The sequence below is a fragment of the Serratia sp. KG1D genome (genome assembly GCF_037150675.1).
Classification (GTDB): Bacteria; Pseudomonadota; Gammaproteobacteria; order Enterobacterales; family Enterobacteriaceae; genus Serratia; species Serratia nematodiphila.
Genome location: NZ_JBAGIH010000005.1, coordinates 222126 through 240449 on the forward strand (window position 1 = coordinate 222126; position 18324 = coordinate 240449).

The 18324-nt window shown below is 60.0% G+C and carries 17 protein-coding genes; 10 read left to right on the forward strand and 7 right to left on the reverse strand.

Annotation, left to right across the window (positions count from 1 at the left end; genetic code table 11):
* Positions 1-40: 40 nt before the first annotated feature.
* Positions 41-454 carry a small heat shock chaperone IbpA gene (gene ibpA, locus WFM45_RS21795; protein WP_004933919.1) on the reverse strand — a complete coding sequence of 138 codons (414 nt, stop codon included), beginning with the start codon at positions 452-454 and terminating at the stop codon, positions 41-43.
* Positions 455-763: 309 nt separating this feature from the next.
* On the opposite strand from ibpA, the gene WFM45_RS21800 reads away from it, so the two are divergent.
* Complete coding sequence (locus WFM45_RS21800; RefSeq protein ID WP_082997390.1) at positions 764-1111, forward strand: YceK/YidQ family lipoprotein; 348 nt, start codon at positions 764-766, stop codon at positions 1109-1111.
* Between the two features lie 30 nt (positions 1112-1141).
* On the opposite strand, the gene WFM45_RS21805 is transcribed toward WFM45_RS21800, so the two are convergent.
* Complete coding sequence (locus WFM45_RS21805; protein WP_033631395.1) at positions 1142-2422, reverse strand: DUF3748 domain-containing protein; 1281 nt, start codon at positions 2420-2422, stop codon at positions 1142-1144.
* Positions 2423-2913: 491 nt separating this feature from the next.
* Between WFM45_RS21805 and WFM45_RS21810 the strand changes: the two genes are divergently transcribed.
* A complete protein-coding gene (locus tag WFM45_RS21810; RefSeq protein ID WP_060558015.1) occupies positions 2914-3882 on the forward strand; it encodes a threonine/serine dehydratase in 969 nt (322 codons plus the stop codon).
* The gene (locus WFM45_RS21815) at positions 3869-4810 is read left to right on the forward strand and encodes an ornithine cyclodeaminase family protein (protein WP_336957234.1); all 942 of its coding nucleotides are present in this window, start codon (positions 3869-3871) and stop codon (positions 4808-4810) included. Before WFM45_RS21810 ends, WFM45_RS21815 begins: the two co-directional genes overlap by 14 nt.
* Before the next feature lie 25 nt (positions 4811-4835).
* On the opposite strand, the gene yidA is transcribed toward WFM45_RS21815, so the two are convergent.
* The 5 genes from yidA to dnaA form a co-directional block, all read right to left on the reverse strand.
* Positions 4836-5651 (reverse strand): sugar-phosphatase, encoded by an 816-nt coding sequence (yidA, locus tag WFM45_RS21820; RefSeq protein WP_021504165.1) that lies wholly within the window; start codon positions 5649-5651, stop codon positions 4836-4838.
* A gap of 124 nt (positions 5652-5775) precedes the next feature.
* Positions 5776-8190, reverse strand: coding sequence for a DNA topoisomerase (ATP-hydrolyzing) subunit B (gene gyrB, locus WFM45_RS21825; protein ID WP_004933898.1), 2415 nt, complete (start codon positions 8188-8190; stop codon positions 5776-5778).
* Positions 8191-8208: 18 nt separating this feature from the next.
* Positions 8209-9294 carry a DNA replication/repair protein RecF gene (gene recF, locus WFM45_RS21830; RefSeq protein WP_004933895.1) on the reverse strand — a complete coding sequence of 362 codons (1086 nt, stop codon included), beginning with the start codon at positions 9292-9294 and terminating at the stop codon, positions 8209-8211.
* A gap of 45 nt (positions 9295-9339) precedes the next feature.
* Positions 9340-10440 (reverse strand): DNA polymerase III subunit beta, encoded by a 1101-nt coding sequence (dnaN, locus tag WFM45_RS21835; RefSeq protein ID WP_004933892.1) that lies wholly within the window; start codon positions 10438-10440, stop codon positions 9340-9342.
* A 4-nt stretch (positions 10441-10444) separates the two neighbouring features.
* Entirely contained in the window at positions 10445-11839 is a 1395-nt protein-coding gene (dnaA, locus tag WFM45_RS21840; protein ID WP_004933889.1) for a chromosomal replication initiator protein DnaA, read from the reverse strand.
* Between the two features lie 682 nt (positions 11840-12521).
* Between dnaA and rpmH the strand changes: the two genes are divergently transcribed.
* The 7 genes from rpmH (at position 12522) to WFM45_RS21875 (ending at position 18170) form a co-directional block, all read left to right on the forward strand.
* Positions 12522-12662: a 50S ribosomal protein L34 gene (gene rpmH / locus WFM45_RS21845; RefSeq protein WP_000831330.1), complete on the forward strand. Its 141-nt coding sequence runs from the start codon at positions 12522-12524 to the stop codon at positions 12660-12662.
* A gap of 17 nt (positions 12663-12679) precedes the next feature.
* Complete coding sequence (gene rnpA, locus WFM45_RS21850; RefSeq protein WP_085337613.1) at positions 12680-13039, forward strand: ribonuclease P protein component; 360 nt, start codon at positions 12680-12682, stop codon at positions 13037-13039.
* Complete coding sequence (gene yidD, locus WFM45_RS21855) at positions 13003-13260, forward strand: membrane protein insertion efficiency factor YidD (protein WP_004933881.1); 258 nt, start codon at positions 13003-13005, stop codon at positions 13258-13260. Before rnpA ends, yidD begins: the two co-directional genes overlap by 37 nt.
* Before the next feature lie 2 nt (positions 13261-13262).
* Positions 13263-14900: a membrane protein insertase YidC gene (yidC, locus tag WFM45_RS21860; protein ID WP_004933876.1), complete on the forward strand. Its 1638-nt coding sequence runs from the start codon at positions 13263-13265 to the stop codon at positions 14898-14900.
* A 96-nt stretch (positions 14901-14996) separates the two neighbouring features.
* Entirely contained in the window at positions 14997-16361 is a 1365-nt protein-coding gene (mnmE, locus tag WFM45_RS21865; RefSeq protein ID WP_015376145.1) for a tRNA uridine-5-carboxymethylaminomethyl(34) synthesis GTPase MnmE, read from the forward strand.
* Positions 16362-16510: 149 nt separating this feature from the next.
* On the forward strand, positions 16511-17311 hold the full coding sequence (locus WFM45_RS21870; protein ID WP_060558010.1) for an MBL fold metallo-hydrolase: 801 nt from the start codon (positions 16511-16513) through the stop codon (positions 17309-17311).
* A 133-nt stretch (positions 17312-17444) separates the two neighbouring features.
* Positions 17445-18170 (forward strand): 4'-phosphopantetheinyl transferase family protein, encoded by a 726-nt coding sequence (locus tag WFM45_RS21875; RefSeq protein ID WP_004933861.1) that lies wholly within the window; start codon positions 17445-17447, stop codon positions 18168-18170.
* Positions 18171-18324: the final 154 nt, after the last annotated feature.

Here is an 18324-nt window from a genome sequence, read left to right on the forward strand (position 1 = left end):
TCATATTTACCGGCAGCGTACCTGCCGGCGGAACGGAAATTTATTTAATTTCGATGCGGCGCGGTTTTAATGTTTCCGGCACGATGCGTTGCATGTCGATATACAACAGGCCATTCTCCAGTTTGGCGCCTTTAATTTGAATATGTTCGGCCAGCTGGAATTTACGCTCGAAATTGCGCTCGGCGATGCCCTGGTATAAATAGGTTTTTTCTGCCGGTTCATTGTTGTGCGCCCCGCGCACGATCAGCAGATTGTCCTGTGTGGTGATCTCCAGCTCCTGCTCGGCAAACCCGGCTACCGCGATGGCGATCCGATAATGATTTTCATCCACCAGCTCGACATTATAAGGGGGATAACCGCCGTTGCCCTGACTCTGGCCAGCCTCCAGCGCGTTGAACAGGCGATCGAAACCGATGGCGGAACGGTATAGCGGGGAAAGATCAAAATTACGCATAAAACAGCCTCCTAAGGCACTTCAGCGAGGTTGAAATAAATACGCCTTCCACTCTGGACAGGCTAATTAAGCCAGAATTCCCTTACGGCGAATTCTCAATTCGGCTCTAATGATAAAATGGGGGTTGCTTTCATCAATTCAACAGGCGAGGATCAAAAAAAACTTGCACCAATAAGGTAAAAGTTTTTTTACCACTTACACTAAAGTGAGAGAGCCGCCACAGAGCGGGATTTTGCTTCTTTTAAAGCAACAACAGGATGTTATAAATCAGCTTAATTTAGGGGAACAGCAACCCTGCAGGATGGATTAATGACGACGATGAAAGCGATAGCGACGGGCTGCATGTTGTTGGTGACCAGCGGTTGCTCCAGCGTAATGAGCCATACCGGCCCGAATCAGGGTTACTATCCCGGCACCCGCGCCAGCGTGGACATGCTGAAGGACGACAACACCAGCTGGGCGATGATGCCGCTGGTGGCGCTGGATCTGCCGTTCTCCGCGGTGATGGATACCGTGCTGCTGCCTTACGACTATCTGCGCTCCGGCAACGACGCCACCGCAGACTCGCCAAAAGCGCGTATCCTGCGCAGCGAGCAGCAGAATTTGGCGGCGACCGGCAATCCCGGCCAGGGCGACGACAGCACCGCCACGCACTAATCGCGCACGCAGCGGGTCATCAGGCCCGTCTTACGCCTCAACCACGAAGATCTGGTTGAACCCCGCTATCTCGCGCATAAACGCCACTTTCTTGCCATCCGGCGAGAACACCACGGCATCCCCCGACGGCGGCTGCACGCTGCGCGGCGTCAAACGCTGCAGGCGACCGCTGGCCACCTCGCACAGCATCACGCTGTTGTCGCACACCAGGGCTATCGTCCCGCCCTGCGGGTGCCAGCTGAACGCCGACTGGATGTCATGCTCGCTGCGGCTCACCTGGCGCGGCTCGCCACCGTTAGGCGACACCGTCCACAGCTGCACCACGCCGCCGTCGTCCTTCATCAGAAAAGCTATCTGGCTGCCGTCCGGCGAACTGCGCAACCAGTGGCGCGGCGCACCAGCCACGCCAGGAAAACGGCGATCCCCGGTAAAGGTTACCCGCCGCTGCCTGACGCCAAGCGGCGGCGCCGGCAGCTCACTTTCCGTCCCCTGCAGCGGCAGAGCGCCCGCCCGGGCGTAGTCGACGTCGTTCTCCGGCAGATCGACGATAAACACCTCAGGCAGCTTCTCTCCGGCGGCAGACAACGTATCGCCGATAAATGCCAGCGCCCAGCGCTGCCGGCTGCCGTCGGCCTTACGGTAGCCTTCGCGACCGATCCAGCCTTCTTCGTAAGCGCGATTGATCTGATCGCTGCCCGGCCGCGGCTGCGGCACCGTCTCGCTGACCAACACGCAATAGTGGCTGCCGTCGTACTCGCGCGGGTGCTGTTTTGGCGGGTTAACCCCGTGCAGCGGCACGGCCACGCCGACGTTGCGCAGATCGCGCGCCGGATCGCGTTCATGCATCACGTGATCGTTATAGGTAAAGCTGAGGCGGCTGCCGTCCGGACTGAAAACGTGCACGTGGCTGCCGCCGCGCAGCGCGCCGGGGGTATAGGGCGCGGTGATATCCAGCGCGTCGAGGGTGATGGCCAACTCGCGATCCGGTTCGCTGACGATCACCCCGCGGCGGTGGTGAAAATCATACTGCCAGGCGCTGTCCGGGTGCTCAGGTCCGTGAATAAAGGCATAGCGCGCCGGCGCATCGGGGCTGACCGTGACCACGCCGACGTGGGCGCCGTGCTGGGCGCGATAAATCACCTCCACCGCGCCGCTGGCGACGTTGACACGCTCGATGCTGAGGCCGGTGAAAAAGGCGCCGTGCGGGCGCACGTCATAAGCCAGCCATTGGCTGTCCGGCGTCCAGACGTTGATATTGGTTAACTGATGCCCACGAGGGTCGAAAGTCAGTTGTTTTTCCCGATGGCTCATGGCGGCTCTCCTGCACATGCTGGCACTGAGCCGTCATCTTACCGGATCGCCCGCAGCGTTTCATATGGCCTGTGAGGGTGAGGCGGGAGGATTTTTCGATTCGAAATCACGCAATTATTTTCCAGCGTCTTATCATTTAAGCCGATCGACGGCGTCGGCAGGAAATAAGCGGCCGACCAGGCGATAGAATTCCTGCCGGCGAGACTCAACGGCGCCAATGTAATAGAGGTGGGTGATGCAAACGCTATTTTTCCATTCTCACTTCCCTTACAAGAATAAGGCAGCGGTAGCGCCTTACTTAACGCAAATAAATAAAAAATCGGGCCGCTAAACGACAGGTTTATGATTATTTTCACCGAAAACGGCAATGCTCCCGCCGACCGTTGCCGTTTTCTGATCGGTGTGCCCGAAGGTCGGGCCGCGGGGTTTACAATCAATACAAAAAAGTACAAACTGGATTTTTAAGTCCAAATAAGTTTTCTGGAGCCGGTATGAACCCCCTCTTCGATGCCATTGTTTCCGCTCATCAGCAACTGCGCCCTCAGGTGCGGGTCACGCCGCTGGAGCGCAGCGTGCTGCTTTCACAGCAGTTGGGCTGCGAGCTGTATCTGAAATGCGACCACCTGCAGCACACCGGTTCCTTTAAATTTCGCGGCGCCAGCAACAAGCTGCGGCTGTTGGATAACGAGCAACGCCGGCGCGGCGTGATCGCCGCCTCAACCGGCAACCACGGCCAGGCTGTCGCCCTGGCGGGGCAACGGATGGGCGTTGGCGTCACGGTTTATGCGCCGGAGACGGCGGCGAGCATCAAGCTCGACACCATCCGGGCGCTGGGCGGCACCGTGGAATTGGTGCCGGGCGACGCGCTGAACGCCGAACTGGCGGGGGAACAAGCCGCACGCGAACAGGGGAAAACCTACATCTCGCCGTATAACGACGAGCAGGTCATTGCCGGCCAGGGCACCTGCGGCATGGAGCTGGTTGAACAACTCGCCGATCTGGACGCGGTGTTCGTGGCGGTCGGCGGCGGTGGCTATATCGCCGGCATCGGCACCGTTCTGCGGCAACTGTCGCCAAACACGCAGCTTATCGCCTGCTGGCCGGAAAACGCCACCAGCCTGTACAGCGCGTTGGAAGCCGGCCATATCTTCCCGGTGGAAGAACAAGAAACCCTGTCCGACGGCACCGCCGGCGGCGTCGAGCCAGGCGCCGTGACCTTCCCGCTGTGCCAGCAGCTGATTGACCGTAAAGTGCTGGTCAGTGAGGCGGAGATCAAACGCGCGATGCGCCGGATCGCCGCCAGCGATCGCTGGATTATCGAAGGCGCAGCAGGCGTAGCGCTGGCGGCGGCGATCAAACTGGCGCCGGAATACCGAGGTAAAAAGGTGGCGGTGGTGCTGTGCGGTAAAAACATCGTGCTGGAGAAATACCTCAAGGCCATCGCCGATGCGCATCCTTAATCGGCAGCAAATTCTCGCCGCGTTCGACGCCGAGACCATAACACCGCTGCTGAAGCAGGGTTTTATCGCCTACTCGCAACAGCGGGTACAACAGCCGCCGGCGCAGCATTTCCTGTTCGAGCAGGCCGCCGGCGACTGCTGCATCAAGTCCGCCTGGTTGGAAGGCGACGAACTGTTCGTGGTCAAGATCTCTACCGGTTTCTATCGCAATGCCGAACACGGCCTGCCGAGCAATCAGGGGCTGATGATGGCGTTCTCCGCCCAGACCGGCGAGCCGCAGGCGCTGCTGCAAGATGAAGGTTGGCTGACCGCGCTGCGCACCGCCCTGACCGGCCGCATCGCCGCCGAGCTGTGCGCGCCGCCGCATATTCAGGCGATCGGCATGGTCGGCACCGGCCTGCAGGCGCGGCTGCAGCTGCAATGTCTGAAACCGGTGACCGATTGCCGCGAGGTATGGGTGTGGGGCCGCAACGAACAGGCGCTGGCGGCGTATCGGCGCGATGCCGAGGCTGAGGGTTTTCGGGTGCGGGTCACGCAGGATGCGGCGGAGCTGGCGGCGCACTGTCAGCTGATCGTCACCACCACGCCCAGCCGCGAACCGATTTTGCAGGCGGCGGATATTCGGCCCGGCACGCACATTACCGCGGTGGGCGCCGACGCGCCCGGTAAGCAGGAGCTGGCGACCGAGCTGGTGGCCCGCGCGGACGCGCTGTTGGTCGATGCGCTGGCTCAGTGCACAGACTATGGCGAGATCGCGACGGCTTATCGGCAGAACAAGCTGACTTCAACGCCGATCGTCGAAATGGGCGCCGCATTGGCGCAGGGCGGGCGGGTACGACGCGAGCCGCAGCACATCACCATCGCCGATCTCACCGGCTTGGCGATTCAGGATCTGCAGATCGCCAAAGGGGTGTTGGCGAAAGTATAAAGGGGCGCCGCAGCGCCCCGTTTTCTCAGGCGTTGAGCACGAACTTCTCGATAGCGCGCGCCACGCCGTCTTCGGTATTGGCGCTGGTGACAAACTGCGCCACCGCTTTCAGCTCGGGAATGGCGTTGCCCATCGCCACGCCGACGCCGGCATATTCGATCATCGCCGTATCGTTAGCCTGATCCCCCAGCGTCATGATGTTTTCCCGCGCCACGCCGAGGTGCTCGGCCAGCATTTTCACCCCGGCGCCCTTATCGACGTTTTTATGTAAGATCTCGAGGTAGTAAGGCGCACTTTTCAAGATAGTGTAACGCGCGCGCGTTTCCTCCGGGATGCGCGCGATGGCGCTGTCCAGCAGCGCCGGTTCGTCGATCATCATCACTTTTGGAAAACGCATCTGGCGATCCATCTCTTCCACGCTGCGGTATTTCAGCGGAATGCCGGTCATTTCCGCCTCGTGTATGGTGTACTTGCCGATGTCCTTGTTCGGGGTATACAAGGTATCGAAATCAAACGCCTGGAAGTGAACGCCTAACTCGCGCGCCATCTGCTCGAAGTGCAGATAATCCTCGAAGCCCAGGGTTTCCTGCAGGATGCAGGCGCCGTCGACCGCGCGCAACACCAGCGCACCGTTATAGGTGATACAGAAATCGCCGGGGCCCTGAATGTCCAACTGGCGCAGATAGTCCTGCACGCCGACATAAGGCCGCCCGGTAGCCAGCACCACGTGCACCCCTTTACGCCGCGCCGCCGCGATAGCCTGCTTTACCGCCGGCGTGATTTGATGCTGCGGATCCAGCAACGTGCCGTCCATGTCGATCGCAATCAGTTCAATAGCCATTCAACGCTTCTCCCAGTGGTTTTTATTCATGCTAACGCGTTTCAGCCTCGGCTGTCAGCGCCAAAAAAGGCGTAAAAAAATCCGCGCGGGTCGCCCGGCGCGGATTTTCACAGCCATTAACGCATCAGATATCGATGTTCGCCGCTTTCAGGGCGTTTTCTTCGATAAAGGCGCGGCGCGGCTCAACCGCATCGCCCATCAGCGTGGTGAACAGCTGATCGGCAGCGATGGCGTCCTTGACGGTCACGCGCAGCATGCGGCGGCTTTCCGGATCCATGGTGGTTTCCCACAGCTGCTCCGGGTTCATCTCGCCCAGACCTTTATAACGCTGTACGGACAGGCCGCGGCGCGACTCTTTCACCAGCCACTCCAGCGCCTGTTCGAAGCTGTCTACCGGCTGACGGCGTTCGCCGCGCTCGATGAACGCGCCCTCTTCGATCAGCCCGCGCAGCTGCTCGCCCAGCTGGCAGATCTTGCGGTATTCACCGCCGTGGATGAAGTCGAAGTCCAGCTTGTAGTCGGTATCCACGCCGTGGGTGCGGATGCGCAACGCCGGCTCGAACATCTGGCGCTCACGGTTCTCGAAGATCACGAAATCATAGCTGCTGCCGTGTTGCTCTTTGTCGTTCAGCGCCTGCACCAGCGACGCGATCCAGGTCTTCACCTTGGCTTCATCGCTGAGATCGCCTTCGTTCAGCGTCGGCTGGTAGATCAGGCTGTTCAGCAGCGCGCGCGGGTAGCGGCGCTCCATGCGGCCAATCAGCTTCTGCACGCCGTAGTGCTCGGCCACCAGTTTTTCCAACTGCTCGCCGCCGAGCGCCGGCGCGCTGGCGTTGGTGTGCAGCGTAGCGCCGTCCATCGCGATGGCGATCTGGTACTGATCCATCGCCTCGTCATCTTTGATGTACTGCTCCTGCTTGCCTTTCTTCACCTTGTACAGCGGCGGCTGTGCGATGAACACGTGGCCACGCTCGATGATTTCCGGCATTTGGCGGTAGAAGAAGGTCAACAGCAGCGTACGGATGTGCGAACCGTCGACGTCGGCATCGGTCATGATGATGATGCTGTGATAACGCAGCTTGTCCGGGCTGTACTCGTCGCGGCCGATGCCGCAACCCAGCGCGGTGATCAGCGTCGCCACTTCCTGCGAAGAGAGCATTTTGTCGAAACGCGCTTTCTCGACGTTGAGGATTTTCCCCTTCAGCGGCAAGATAGCCTGATTCTTGCGGTTGCGCCCCTGCTTGGCAGAGCCGCCCGCGGAGTCCCCTTCCACCAGGTACAGTTCGGACAGCGCCGGATCGCGTTCCTGGCAGTCCGCCAGCTTGCCCGGCAGGCCGGCCAGATCCAGCGCGCCTTTGCGGCGGGTCATCTCACGCGCTTTACGCGCCGCTTCGCGCGCGCGCGCCGCGTCGATGATTTTGCCGACCACGATTTTCGCGTCGCCCGGGTTCTCCATCAGGTAATCCACCAGCTTCTCGTTCATCAGCGTTTCAACCGCGGTTTTCACCTCGGAAGAGACCAGCTTGTCCTTGGTCTGAGAGGAGAACTTCGGATCCGGCACCTTCACCGACACCACGGCGATCAGGCCTTCACGCGCGTCATCGCCGGTGGCGCTGACCTTGGCCTTCTTGCTGTAACCTTCCTTCTCCATGTAGCTGTTCAGCGTACGGGTCATCGCGGTACGGAAACCGACCAGGTGCGTGCCGCCGTCGCGCTGCGGAATGTTGTTGGTGAAGCAGTAGATGTTTTCCTGGAAACCGTCGTTCCACTGCAGCGCCACTTCCACGCCGATGTCGTCTTTCACGGTGGAGAAGTAGAACACGTTCGGGTGGATCGGGGTTTTGTTCTTGTTCAGGTACTCGACAAACGCCTTGATGCCGCCTTCGTAATGGAAGTGGTCTTCACGGTCGGTGCGCTTGTCCTTCAGGCGAATAGACACGCCGGAGTTGAGGAAGGACAGCTCGCGCAGGCGCTTGGCCAGAATGTCGTACTCGAATTCGGTCACGTTGGTGAAGGTCTGGTGGCTCGGCCAGAAACGCACCATGGTGCCGGTCTGCTCGGTTTCGCCCACCACGTTCAGCGGCGCCTGCGGCTCGCCGTGGCTGTAAGTCTGTTCGTGCACTTTGCCTTCGCGACGGATCACCAACTCCAGTTTCTCCGACAGGGCGTTAACCACCGAGACGCCCACGCCGTGCAGGCCGCCGGAAACTTTATAGGAGTTGTCGTCGAATTTACCGCCGGCGTGCAGCACGGTCATGATGACCTCTGCGGCTGAAACCCCTTCTTCCGGGTGAATGCCGGTCGGAATGCCGCGGCCGTCATCCTGTACCGATACCGAGTTGTCGGCATGGATGGTGACCTGAATGTCACTACAGTGGCCCGCGAGCGCTTCGTCGATAGCGTTGTCCACAACCTCGAATACCATGTGGTGCAGACCGGTGCCGTCATCGGTATCGCCGATATACATGCCCGGGCGCTTGCGCACCGCATCCAGCCCTTTTAATACCTTGATACTTGAGGAGTCATAAGAATTCGACATCAACGTTTCTCGCTCATTTTAGTCCTGTGGTTGAACCTCTATTTTACCCTGTTCCACGCGGAACATCTTGCCCTTTTCACCGGCCATGTCGGTCACTTGTTCAGCGCTGACCGCGCTGACAAAAACCTGGGCCTGGGTGGCTTTCAGGCGATCGGCCAGCAACCGGCGACGGCCGGTGTCCAGCTCGGAGGCAAAATCATCAATCAGATACAGGCAACGCCGCCCGCTCTGCCGGGTGAGAAACTCACCCTGCGCCAAGCGCAACGCGCACATCAGCAGCTTAAGCTGACCGCGCGATAACAAATCCTCTACCGGCGTGCCGTCGGCACGAATGCGAAAGTCCGCTTTATGCGGCCCCACCGCGGTATAGGTCAACGCCCTGTCGCGCTCAAACTGACGCTCCAGCAGCTCGCCGTAGTCGCTCTCTTTGTCCCAGCCGCGCTGGAAGGAGAAGCTCAGGGCAAATTCAGGCAGAAACTGCGCGCAGGTCGCGGTGATATCCGCGGCGATCGCGTCGCTGTATTCCGCCCGCCATTCGCTGATGCGCTCCGCGAGCGGGATCAGTTCCTGATCCCAGGCGCGGATCTGCGCATAGCGACTCACCTGGCGCAGCGCGGCATTGCGCTGCTTCAGTAACCGTTTCAGGTTGCTCCAGGCGGTGAAAAAACCGGGTTCGTTATGAAAACAGCCCCAGTCCAGGAAAGCGCGCCGGAATTTCGGCCCGCCGTTCAGCAGGGTAAAACCTTCGGGGGTGATCAGCTGCATGGGCAGCAGCTGCGCCAGCTCGGCCACCTTGTGGCCGTCGCTGCCATCGATGCGTACTTTGCTGTCACCCTGACGGCTCTTGCTCAATCCTACCGACAGCTCGCGCTCCGCGCCTTCGATGCGGCCGTGCAGCACGAACTCCGGTTGGTCGTGGCGAATGACCCGACCGGCCTGCAGGCTGCGAAAGGCGCGGCCATGGCCGAGCGTATACACCGCCTCCAGCACGCTGGTCTTGCCGCTGCCGTTGGCGCCGACCAGGAAGTTGAATCCCGGCGCCAGCGCCAAATCCGCCGCCTCGATATTGCGGAAGTCTTTAATCAATAAACGCGTCAGAGCCATGCAATCTCTTTACCGATGACGGTGCTGTAATTCAAGGTAACGAGACTACAACCGCATTGGCATGACAACGTAGGCCGCCGCCTGGCTGGCGCCGTCTTCGATCTGCACGCTGGAGACCGAGTCGGTCAACAGCAGGCGCACGTCTTCACACTTGAGCGCGTTCAACACGTCCAGCACGTAGCTGACGTTGAAACCGATCTCCATCTCCGCGCCGTCGTAGCTGACGTCGAGGATCTCTTCCGCCTCTTCCTGCTCCGGGTTGTTGGCGGTGATCTTCAGCTGGTTCTGGCTGACGTACAGCCGCACGCCGCGGAATTTCTCGTTCGAGAGAATGGCCGCGCGGGCAAACGCCTGCTTGAGCAGATCGCAGCCGGCTTCCAGCGTTTTGTCCGGATTCTTCGGCAAGACGCGGCGATAGTCCGGGAAACGGCCGTCAACCAGCTTGGACGTGAAGATGAAGTCGCCAACGTGGGCGCGGATGTTGTTGCTGCCGATCTGCAGTTGCAGCAGCGAATCGCCGCCGTCCAGCAGACGCACCAGTTCCATCACCCCTTTACGCGGCACGATCACCGAATGCGATGGCAGCTGCTGGCCGATCGGCATCGAGCACACCGCCAGGCGGTGGCCGTCGGTCGCGACGGTGCGCAGCTCTTCGCCTTCGGTTTCAAACAGCATGCCGTTCAGGTAGTAACGCACGTCCTGATGGGCCATCGAGAACTGGGTGGCTTCGATCAGGCGCTTCAGCGTCGCCTGCGGCAAGGTGAACTCCACCTCGCTCTGCCAGTCGTCCAGGTTCGGGAAGTCCGCCGCGGGCAGCGTGGACAGCGAGAAGCGGCTGCGGCCGGACCGCACCAACATGCGCTCGCTCTCCAGCGTGACGGCAATCTCCGCCCCTTCCGGCAGGCCACGGCAGATATCAAAGAATTTGCGCGCGGGCACAGTCGTCGCACCCGGCTCGTGCGGCTGGGACAGGGCGACGCGCGCCACCATCTCCATCTCCAGATCGGTGCCGGTCAGCAGCAGGGAGCCTTCCGTCACCTGCAGCAGCAGGTTGCCCAGGATCGGCAAGGTCGGGCGGCCGCCCAGCGGGCTGCTCACCTGTTGCAGCGGTTTTAGCAGATGCTCACGTTCAACGATAAATTTCATAGCGCTATGAAGATAATGTTCTGATTAAATTGGAGAAATCTTCTTTGATGTCGTGACTTTCCTCACGCAGCTGCTCGATCTTCCGGCAGGCGTGCAACACCGTGGTATGGTCGCGGCCACCAAACGCATCGCCGATTTCCGGCAGGCTGTGGTTGGTGAGTTCCTTCGCCAGCGCCATCGCCATCTGGCGCGGGCGGGCAACGGATCGCGAACGCCGCTTGGACAGCAAATCCGCGACTTTAATCTTGTAATACTCCGCCACCGTCTTTTGGATATTGTCGATGGTGACCAGCTTTTCCTGCAGCGCCAGCAGATCGCGCAGCGCTTCGCGCACGAAATCGATGGTGATGGCCCGGCCGGTAAAGTTGGCGTTGGCGATCACGCGGTTCAGCGCCCCTTCGAGCTCACGCACGTTGGAACGCAGGCGCTTGGCGATGAAGAACGCCACTTCGCCCGGCAGGCGAATGTCGTTTTCGTCGGCCTTTTTCATCAGGATCGCCACGCGGGTTTCCAGCTCCGGCGGCTCGATCGCCACCGTCAGCCCCCAGCCGAAGCGGGACTTCAGACGATCTTCCACCCCGTTGATCTCTTTAGGGTAGCGATCCGAAGTCAGGATGATCTGCTGATTGCCTTCCAACAGGGCGTTAAAGGTATGGAAGAACTCTTCCTGCGAACGCTCCTTGTTGGCAAAGAATTGGATGTCATCGATCAGCAACGCGTCGACCGAACGGTAGTAGCGCTTAAACTCTTCGATGGCATTGTTCTGCAACGCTTTGACCATGTCCTGCACAAAGCGTTCCGAGTGCATGTAGACCACTTTGGCGTTGGCCTTGCGCGCCATGATGCCGTTGCCGACCGCATGCAGCAGGTGAGTTTTACCCAGGCCGGTGCCGCCATACAGGAACAAAGGGTTGTAGGCGCCGCCCGGATTGTCCGCCACCTGGCGAGCCGCCGCGCGCGCCAGCTGGTTGGACTTACCCTCGACGAAGTTGTCAAAGGTGTGTTTAGGGTTGACGTTGGAGCGGTAAGAGAGCTCGGGTTGCGCCGCCGCGTTGTCCCAGCTCGGGCGCGAAGGCGCGGCCGTGCGCGCCGCCGGAGCCGCAGGGGCGCTGCTGACGCTGGCGGTCACGGTCTGGCTGATCACCTGCGTGATCGGCTTGCTGCCGACTTCAAAACGCAGCAAAGGCGCATCCGTGCCGCAGAAATCATTCAGCAGACCATTGATGTTGTTTAAGTACTTATCGCGAACCCAATCCAGCACAAAACGGTTAGGCGCGTACAGCGCCAGGGTGTTGTCACTCAGTTCCGCCTGCAATGGGCGAATCCACATACTAAATTCTGTGGCAGGTAACTCATCCTGCAATCGGGCAAGACACTGCTGCCAAAGCGAAAGTGACACGGCGGACTCCACTCGAACAAGATCAATAAAGAAAAGAAACGGACAACTTTTTTATAACTCATGATTTTTGACACATACCCGGCATCGGCTGTTTGCCTGTGGGGGATGCGAACCGCCTTTCACGGTTTGTGTCCCTCACGATCCCGGCATGAGGGATCGCGATCGGAATGACGGATCATAGCGCAATCCGCGCAAGAGATCCTCCCCTTCCTCACAGATTAGATCCATTTTATCCACAGGCCGCGGCCGGCGGCGATCTTTTCACCGCCAGCGCCGAATGACCGCGCAGATCCCGGCCGCTGCGCCGCGTTTTTTACATTGTCAACCGGTTATACCCTGTTATCCACGCCGGATCCTGCGATCGCGCGCAAAGGATCTCACGGGGATCCTTGCGATTTCACCCCGAGTCCGTATAATCTTCGCCCTACGTGTGATACCTGGTTCCTTATGGTGCGTCATTAGCCAGACAGGATTCTGCGGTGACCACGGGCCAAGAGCGGATTTTGTTCCGTTATTGGCAGACAACCAGGTAGGCTGGCGCGATGCGAATTGACTCAGGACTGTACAATTATTACAATCCCGCTTCTTTATGTATTGCGATTGAGGCGTCGGTCATCTTCACGCCGAGTAGCCAAACGCGTTTACTGATCAGTAATTATTTTAAGTTTAGGTAGAAATCGCTATGAAACGCACTTTCCAACCGTCCGTATTGAAGCGCAACCGTAGCCACGGTTTCCGTGCTCGTATGGCCACCAAAAATGGTCGTCAAGTTCTGGCCCGCCGTCGTGCGAAAGGCCGTGCTCGTCTGACTGTTTCTAAGTAATAAAGCTAACCCGCTGAGTGGTTAAGCTCGCTTTTCCCAGGGAGTTACGTTTGTTAACTCCCACTCATTTCACTTTCGTCTTCCAGCAGCCACAACGGGCTGGCACGCCGCAAATCACCATCCTCGGCCGCCAGAACCAGCTGGGGCATCCCCGCATCGGTCTTACCGTCGCCAAAAAACACGTCAAACGCGCGCACGAGCGTAATCGGATCAAACGCCTAACCCGCGAAAGCTTCCGCCTGCGCCAGCACGAATTACCGGCGATGGATTTTGTCGTGGTGGCCAAAAAGGGGATAGCGGATTTGGATAACCGCGCGCTGACGGAAGCTTTGGATAAATTATGGCGTCGCCACTGTCGCCAGGCTCCCGCATCCTGATCGGGCTGGTGCGGGCCTATCAGCTCGTCATCAGCCCGCTGCTAGGGCCTCGTTGTCGCTTCCAGCCGACATGCTCTCATTACGCAATTGAGGCATTAAGCAGGTTTGGCATGATAAAAGGCAGTTGGTTAGCATTGAAACGCGTATTAAAATGCCACCCTTTGAACCCAGGTGGCGATGATCCGGTGCCGCCAAAAACCGACGATAACAGAGAACACTAACGATGGATTCGCAACGCAATCTTCTTCTCATCGCTCTGCTGTTCGTGTCTTTCATGATCTGGCAGGCATGGCAAACGGACAACGCTCCGCAGCCGGCCGCACAGACCACGCAACAGACTTCGAACGCAGTAGCCGGTGATGCCGCCAGCCAGGCCGTGCCAGCCAGTGGTCAGGGTAAGCTGATTACCGTGAACACCGACGTGCTGTCACTGACCATCAACACCCGTGGTGGCGATATCGAGCAGGCTAAACTGTTGGCCTACCCGGATACTCTGGGTTCATCGACTCCGTTCCAACTGCTGGAAACCACCCCGTCGTTCGTCTATCAGGCGCAAAGCGGCCTGACCGGTAAAAACGGCCCGGACAACCCGGCCAACGGCGAACGCCCGCTGTACCAAGCGGCGCAAGACAGCTACACCCTGCCGGAAGGCCAGGACGAGCTGCGCATCCCGTTGACCTACACCGGTAAAGACGGCGCGATCTACACCAAGACCTTCGTGCTCAAACGCAACCACTATGCGGTCGGCGTGGATTACAGCATCGACAACAAAGGCGCGACGCCGCTGGAGCTGACCCTGTTCGGCCAGCTGAAGCAGACCACCGAATTGCCTAAGCACCGTGACACCGGCAGCAGCAACTTCGCGCTGCATACCTTCCGCGGCGCGGCGTACTCGTCCAGCGAGGACAAGTACCAGAAATACGCGTTCGACAAAGACGAAAACCTGAGCGTCACCACCAAAGACGGTTGGGTTGCGATGCTGCAACAGTACTTCGCCACCGCGTGGGTGCCGGCGACCAAGGGTGACAACACCTTCTACACCGCCAAACCGGGTGACAACCTGTCCACCATCGGCTTCAAATCTACGCCGGTCGTGGTGCAGCCGGGCGCTCAGCAACAGCTGAACGCCACCCTGTGGGTCGGCCCGGAGCTGCAGGATCAGATGGCCCAGCTGGCGCCACACCTGGATCTGACCGTGGATTACGGTTGGCTGTGGTTCATCTCCCAGCCGCTGTTCAAACTGCTGAAGTTCATCCACGGCTTTATCGGTAACTGGGGCTTCTCCATCATCATCATCACCTTCATCGTGCGCGGCATCATGTACCCGCTGACCAAGGCGCAGTACACCTCGATGGCGAAAATGCGCATGCTGCAGCCGAAGCTGCAGGCGATGCGCGAGCGCATCGGCGATGACAAACAGCGCATGAGCCAAGAGATGATGGCGCTGTACAAGGCGGAGAAAGTGAACCCGCTCGGCGGCTGTCTGCCGCTGATCATTCAGATGCCGATCTTCCTGGCGCTGTACTACATGCTGATGGGTTCGGTCGAGCTGCGCCACGCGCCGTTCGCCCTGTGGATCCATGACCTGTCGGCGCAGGACCCGTACTACATCCTGCCAATCCTGATGGGCGTGACGATGTTCTTCATTCAGAAGATGTCGCCGACCACCGTGACTGACCCGATGCAGCAGAAAATCATGACCTTCATGCCGGTGATCTTCACAGTGTTCTTCCTGTGGTTCCCGTCCGGTCTGGTGCTGTACTACATCGTCAGCAACCTGGTGACCATCCTGCAGCAGCAGCTGATTTACCGTGGTCTGGAAAAACGCGGTCTGCACAGCCGCGACAAGAAAAAAAGCTAAGCGTAGTGTAGGGGTTCGGCGCGCCGACCCTTGCAGTCACACCAAAGGCGGTCATTAGACCGCCTTTTTGCATCTTAATCGTCAGAGAGAACCGTTATGAGCACCACCGATACCATCGTAGCCCAAGCCACCCCGCCGGGACGCGGCGGCGTCGGCATTCTGCGCATTTCCGGAAGCAAGGCCAAAGACGTCGCCCAGGCGTTGCTCGGCAAGCTGCCGAAGCCGCGCTACGCTGACTATCTGCCGTTCCGCGACGCCGCCGGCGCCACCCTCGATCAGGGCATCGCGCTGTGGTTTCCGGGGCCAAACTCCTTTACCGGCGAAGACGTGCTGGAGCTGCAGGGCCACGGCGGGCCGGTGATCCTCGATCTGCTGCTCAAGCGCGTGCTGGCGCTGCCCGACGTGCGCATCGCCCGGCCCGGCGAGTTCTCCGAGCGCGCGTTTCTCAACGACAAACTCGATCTGGCGCAGGCCGAAGCGATCGCCGATCTGATCGACGCCAGCTCCGAGCAGGCGGCACGTTCGGCGATGAACTCGCTGCAGGGCGCATTTTCCACCCGCATCCACCAGCTCGTGGAAGCGCTCACTCACCTGCGAATCTACGTGGAAGCGGCGATCGACTTCCCGGACGAGGAAATCGACTTCCTGTCCGACGGTAAAATCGAGGCGCAGCTCAACGACGTCATGGCGGATCTGGATAACGTGCGTGGTGAAGCGCGCCAGGGCAGCCTGCTGCGCGAAGGGATGAAGGTGGTCATCGCCGGGCGCCCCAACGCCGGTAAATCCAGCCTGCTCAATGCGTTGGCCGGGCGCGAGGCGGCGATCGTCACCGATATCGCCGGCACCACCCGCGACGTCTTGCGCGAACATATCCATATCGACGGCATGCCGCTGCACATCATCGACACCGCCGGCCTGCGCGACGCCAGCGACGAAGTGGAGCGTATTGGCATCGAACGTGCCTGGAACGAGATCGAACAGGCCGACAGGGTGCTGTTTATGGTGGACGGCACCACCACCGCCGCCACCGAGCCGGCGGAGATCTGGCCGGAGTTTATGGCGCGCCTGCCGGGCACGCTGCCGATCACCGTGGTGCGCAACAAGGCCGACATCACCGGTGAAACGCTGGGCCTGACGGAAGTGAATAACCACTCACTTATTCGCCTGTCGGCCCGCACCGGCGAAGGCGTCGATGTGCTGCGCGATCATCTGAAACAGAGCATGGGCTTCACCAGCAACATGGAAGGCGGCTTCCTGGCGCGCCGTCGCCACCTGCAGGCGCTGGAACTGGCGGCGCAGCATCTGGTGCAGGGCAAAGAACAGTTAGTGAGCGCTTACGCGGGCGAACTGCTGGCCGAGGAACTGCGCCAGGCGCAGCTGGCCTTGAGCGAAATCACCGGCGAATTCACCTCCGACGACCTGCTGGGCCGCATCTTCTCCAGCTTCTGTATCGGGAAATAACGCGCTGCCAGAGGCCTTCACGGCCGGGATAAGCCCTTGTTCCGGCCGTTTTTCTTTCCCGCTCTCGCTCTGCGCGCTGGCTCACAGCGCCGCTGCAACTGCCCGCGATATACTGGACGGTCAGGTGTCTTTCTCAGGAACGAGTCAACATGGCGTTAACCCTCAAGGTATTGCTGGAAAACCGCCGCGCCGCCGGCGCCAACCCGCTATTGCAGGCCAAGGCCGGGTTAAGCCTGCTGATTGAGGACGAGACGACCTCCATACTGTTCGACACCGGCCCCGACGACAGCTTCCTGCGCAATGCGGCGCTGATGAGCGTCGATCTCTCCCGCATCACCGCGACGGTGCTCTCCCACGGCCACTATGACCACTGCGGCGGCGTCGCCTGGCTGCCGGACAACAGCCGCATCATCTGCCACCCGCAGGTCGGCGATGAGCGCTATGCGGCGCTGAAGGTGCTGGGCCACACCCGCAAAATCAAAAAGCTCTCTTTGGACATCGACTACTCACGCCACCGCATGCACTACAGCCGCGAGCCGCTGGCGATCGGCGATCGCTTTATGTGGTCAGGTGAAATCGCCGTGCCCGCACCGCGCGCCTACGGGGTGATTACCGGGGAAAACGCGGCGGTGGATTACGTTATCGACGAAGGGGTGCTGATTTACAAATCGGATCGCGGTCTGGTGATCGTGACCGGCTGCGGGCATCGCGGGATCGTGAATATCGTGCGCCACTGCCAGAAAATCACCGGAATCGATCGGATCCACGCCTTAATTGGTGGTTTTCATCTGCGTTGCGCTTCCCCGCGCACGCTCTGGCGCGTGCGCCGTTTTTTACGGCAGCACCAGCCGGAAAAGATCATGGGCTGCCACTGTACCGGCGCGTGGGGCCGGCTATGGCTGCCGGAAGGTATCGCGCCGGCCACCGGCGATAGCTGGATCCTGGAATAACGCCTGTGCCGCTCATCACTGAAATCGGCAACAAATCGGATAAAACGCATAGTGTTTTTTGATGATAAATCCTCAACTTAGTCTTAATCTAACACCCCTGCGTTCTTAGCGACCCTCTGTCATGGAGCGAACAATGGCGTGTCATTTTGCCCGATGGACCCCGGCCTCCGCTGTCCTGGATACCCAGAGACTCGCCGACGAAGTGATAGCCGCCACCCGCACCTTTTCCGTTAAGCGCCGCACGCGCTACCTGCAAGGGCGCATTCTGCTCGCCGAAATGATGTTCTACCTGTACGGCCTGCCGACGCTGCCACCCATCGCCACCACACCCACCGGCCGCCCCTGCTTCGCCGATCATCAGCTGCCCGATTTTAGCCTCGCCTATGCCAGCAACACCGTGGGCGTGCTGCTCAGCGACGAAGGCAAAGTCGGACTGGATATCGAAGTGATGCGGGCGCGCGGCAGCCGGCAAAGCGCGCTGCAGAACGCGCACCAGACGCCGGCGGAAAGCGCCTGGATCGGCGCGCAGGACGATCGGCTGGAGGCGGAGACTCAGCTGTGGAGCATTCGGCAAAGCGTGCTGAAAATTTCCGGCCTCGGCAACAGCGGCCAGTCTACGCTGCGTCTGCATCCCTTCTCCGGCCACCTGCGTTCCAGCGCCACGCCGGACGTTCAGGTGATGAGCGATGCCGACGAATATCTGAGCTGGGCCTGCGCCGGCAGCCCCGGGCTGGATCGCCTGCTGTGCTGGCGCTACGAAGAGCGCGGCGGCCTGCACAAAGACGGGGAAATCTCGCCGCGCAGCCCGGCGGCATCCTCACGCTTCGTTAAACTGACGGGCCTGAAGACGCCAGGTTGACGCGGCGCAAAGCGGATAACGCGATCTTTACCGCACCAGTTACTGGATTAAATTGTAAAGACAGCTAAATGTTGAGCAATCGCCTATTCTCGACCCGCGCTTTAGCCTACTATTCGCCCATGTTGTACGCTGAATCTGCTCATTCGAAAGGGAG

What these genes read in the sequence shown, in the direction of transcription:
- ibpA (WP_004933919.1), bottom strand. Translation starts at nt 454, where the DNA reads ATGCGTAATTTTGATCTTTCCCCGCTATACCGTTCCGCCATCGGTTTC.
- WFM45_RS21800 (WP_082997390.1), top strand. Translation starts at nt 764, where the DNA reads ATGACGACGATGAAAGCGATAGCGACGGGCTGCATGTTGTTGGTGACC.
- WFM45_RS21805 (WP_033631395.1), bottom strand. Translation starts at nt 2,422, where the DNA reads ATGAGCCATCGGGAAAAACAACTGACTTTCGACCCTCGTGGGCATCAG.
- WFM45_RS21810 (WP_060558015.1), top strand. Translation starts at nt 2,914, where the DNA reads ATGAACCCCCTCTTCGATGCCATTGTTTCCGCTCATCAGCAACTGCGC.
- WFM45_RS21815 (WP_336957234.1), top strand. Translation starts at nt 3,869, where the DNA reads ATGCGCATCCTTAATCGGCAGCAAATTCTCGCCGCGTTCGACGCCGAG.
- yidA (WP_021504165.1), bottom strand. Translation starts at nt 5,651, where the DNA reads ATGGCTATTGAACTGATTGCGATCGACATGGACGGCACGTTGCTGGAT.
- gyrB (WP_004933898.1), bottom strand. Translation starts at nt 8,190, where the DNA reads ATGTCGAATTCTTATGACTCCTCAAGTATCAAGGTATTAAAAGGGCTG.
- recF (WP_004933895.1), bottom strand. Translation starts at nt 9,294, where the DNA reads ATGGCTCTGACGCGTTTATTGATTAAAGACTTCCGCAATATCGAGGCG.
- dnaN (WP_004933892.1), bottom strand. Translation starts at nt 10,440, where the DNA reads ATGAAATTTATCGTTGAACGTGAGCATCTGCTAAAACCGCTGCAACAG.
- rpmH (WP_000831330.1), top strand. Translation starts at nt 12,522, where the DNA reads ATGAAACGCACTTTCCAACCGTCCGTATTGAAGCGCAACCGTAGCCAC.
- yidD (WP_004933881.1), top strand. Translation starts at nt 13,003, where the DNA reads ATGGCGTCGCCACTGTCGCCAGGCTCCCGCATCCTGATCGGGCTGGTG.
- yidC (WP_004933876.1), top strand. Translation starts at nt 13,263, where the DNA reads ATGGATTCGCAACGCAATCTTCTTCTCATCGCTCTGCTGTTCGTGTCT.
- mnmE (WP_015376145.1), top strand. Translation starts at nt 14,997, where the DNA reads ATGAGCACCACCGATACCATCGTAGCCCAAGCCACCCCGCCGGGACGC.
- WFM45_RS21870 (WP_060558010.1), top strand. Translation starts at nt 16,511, where the DNA reads ATGGCGTTAACCCTCAAGGTATTGCTGGAAAACCGCCGCGCCGCCGGC.
- WFM45_RS21875 (WP_004933861.1), top strand. Translation starts at nt 17,445, where the DNA reads ATGGCGTGTCATTTTGCCCGATGGACCCCGGCCTCCGCTGTCCTGGAT.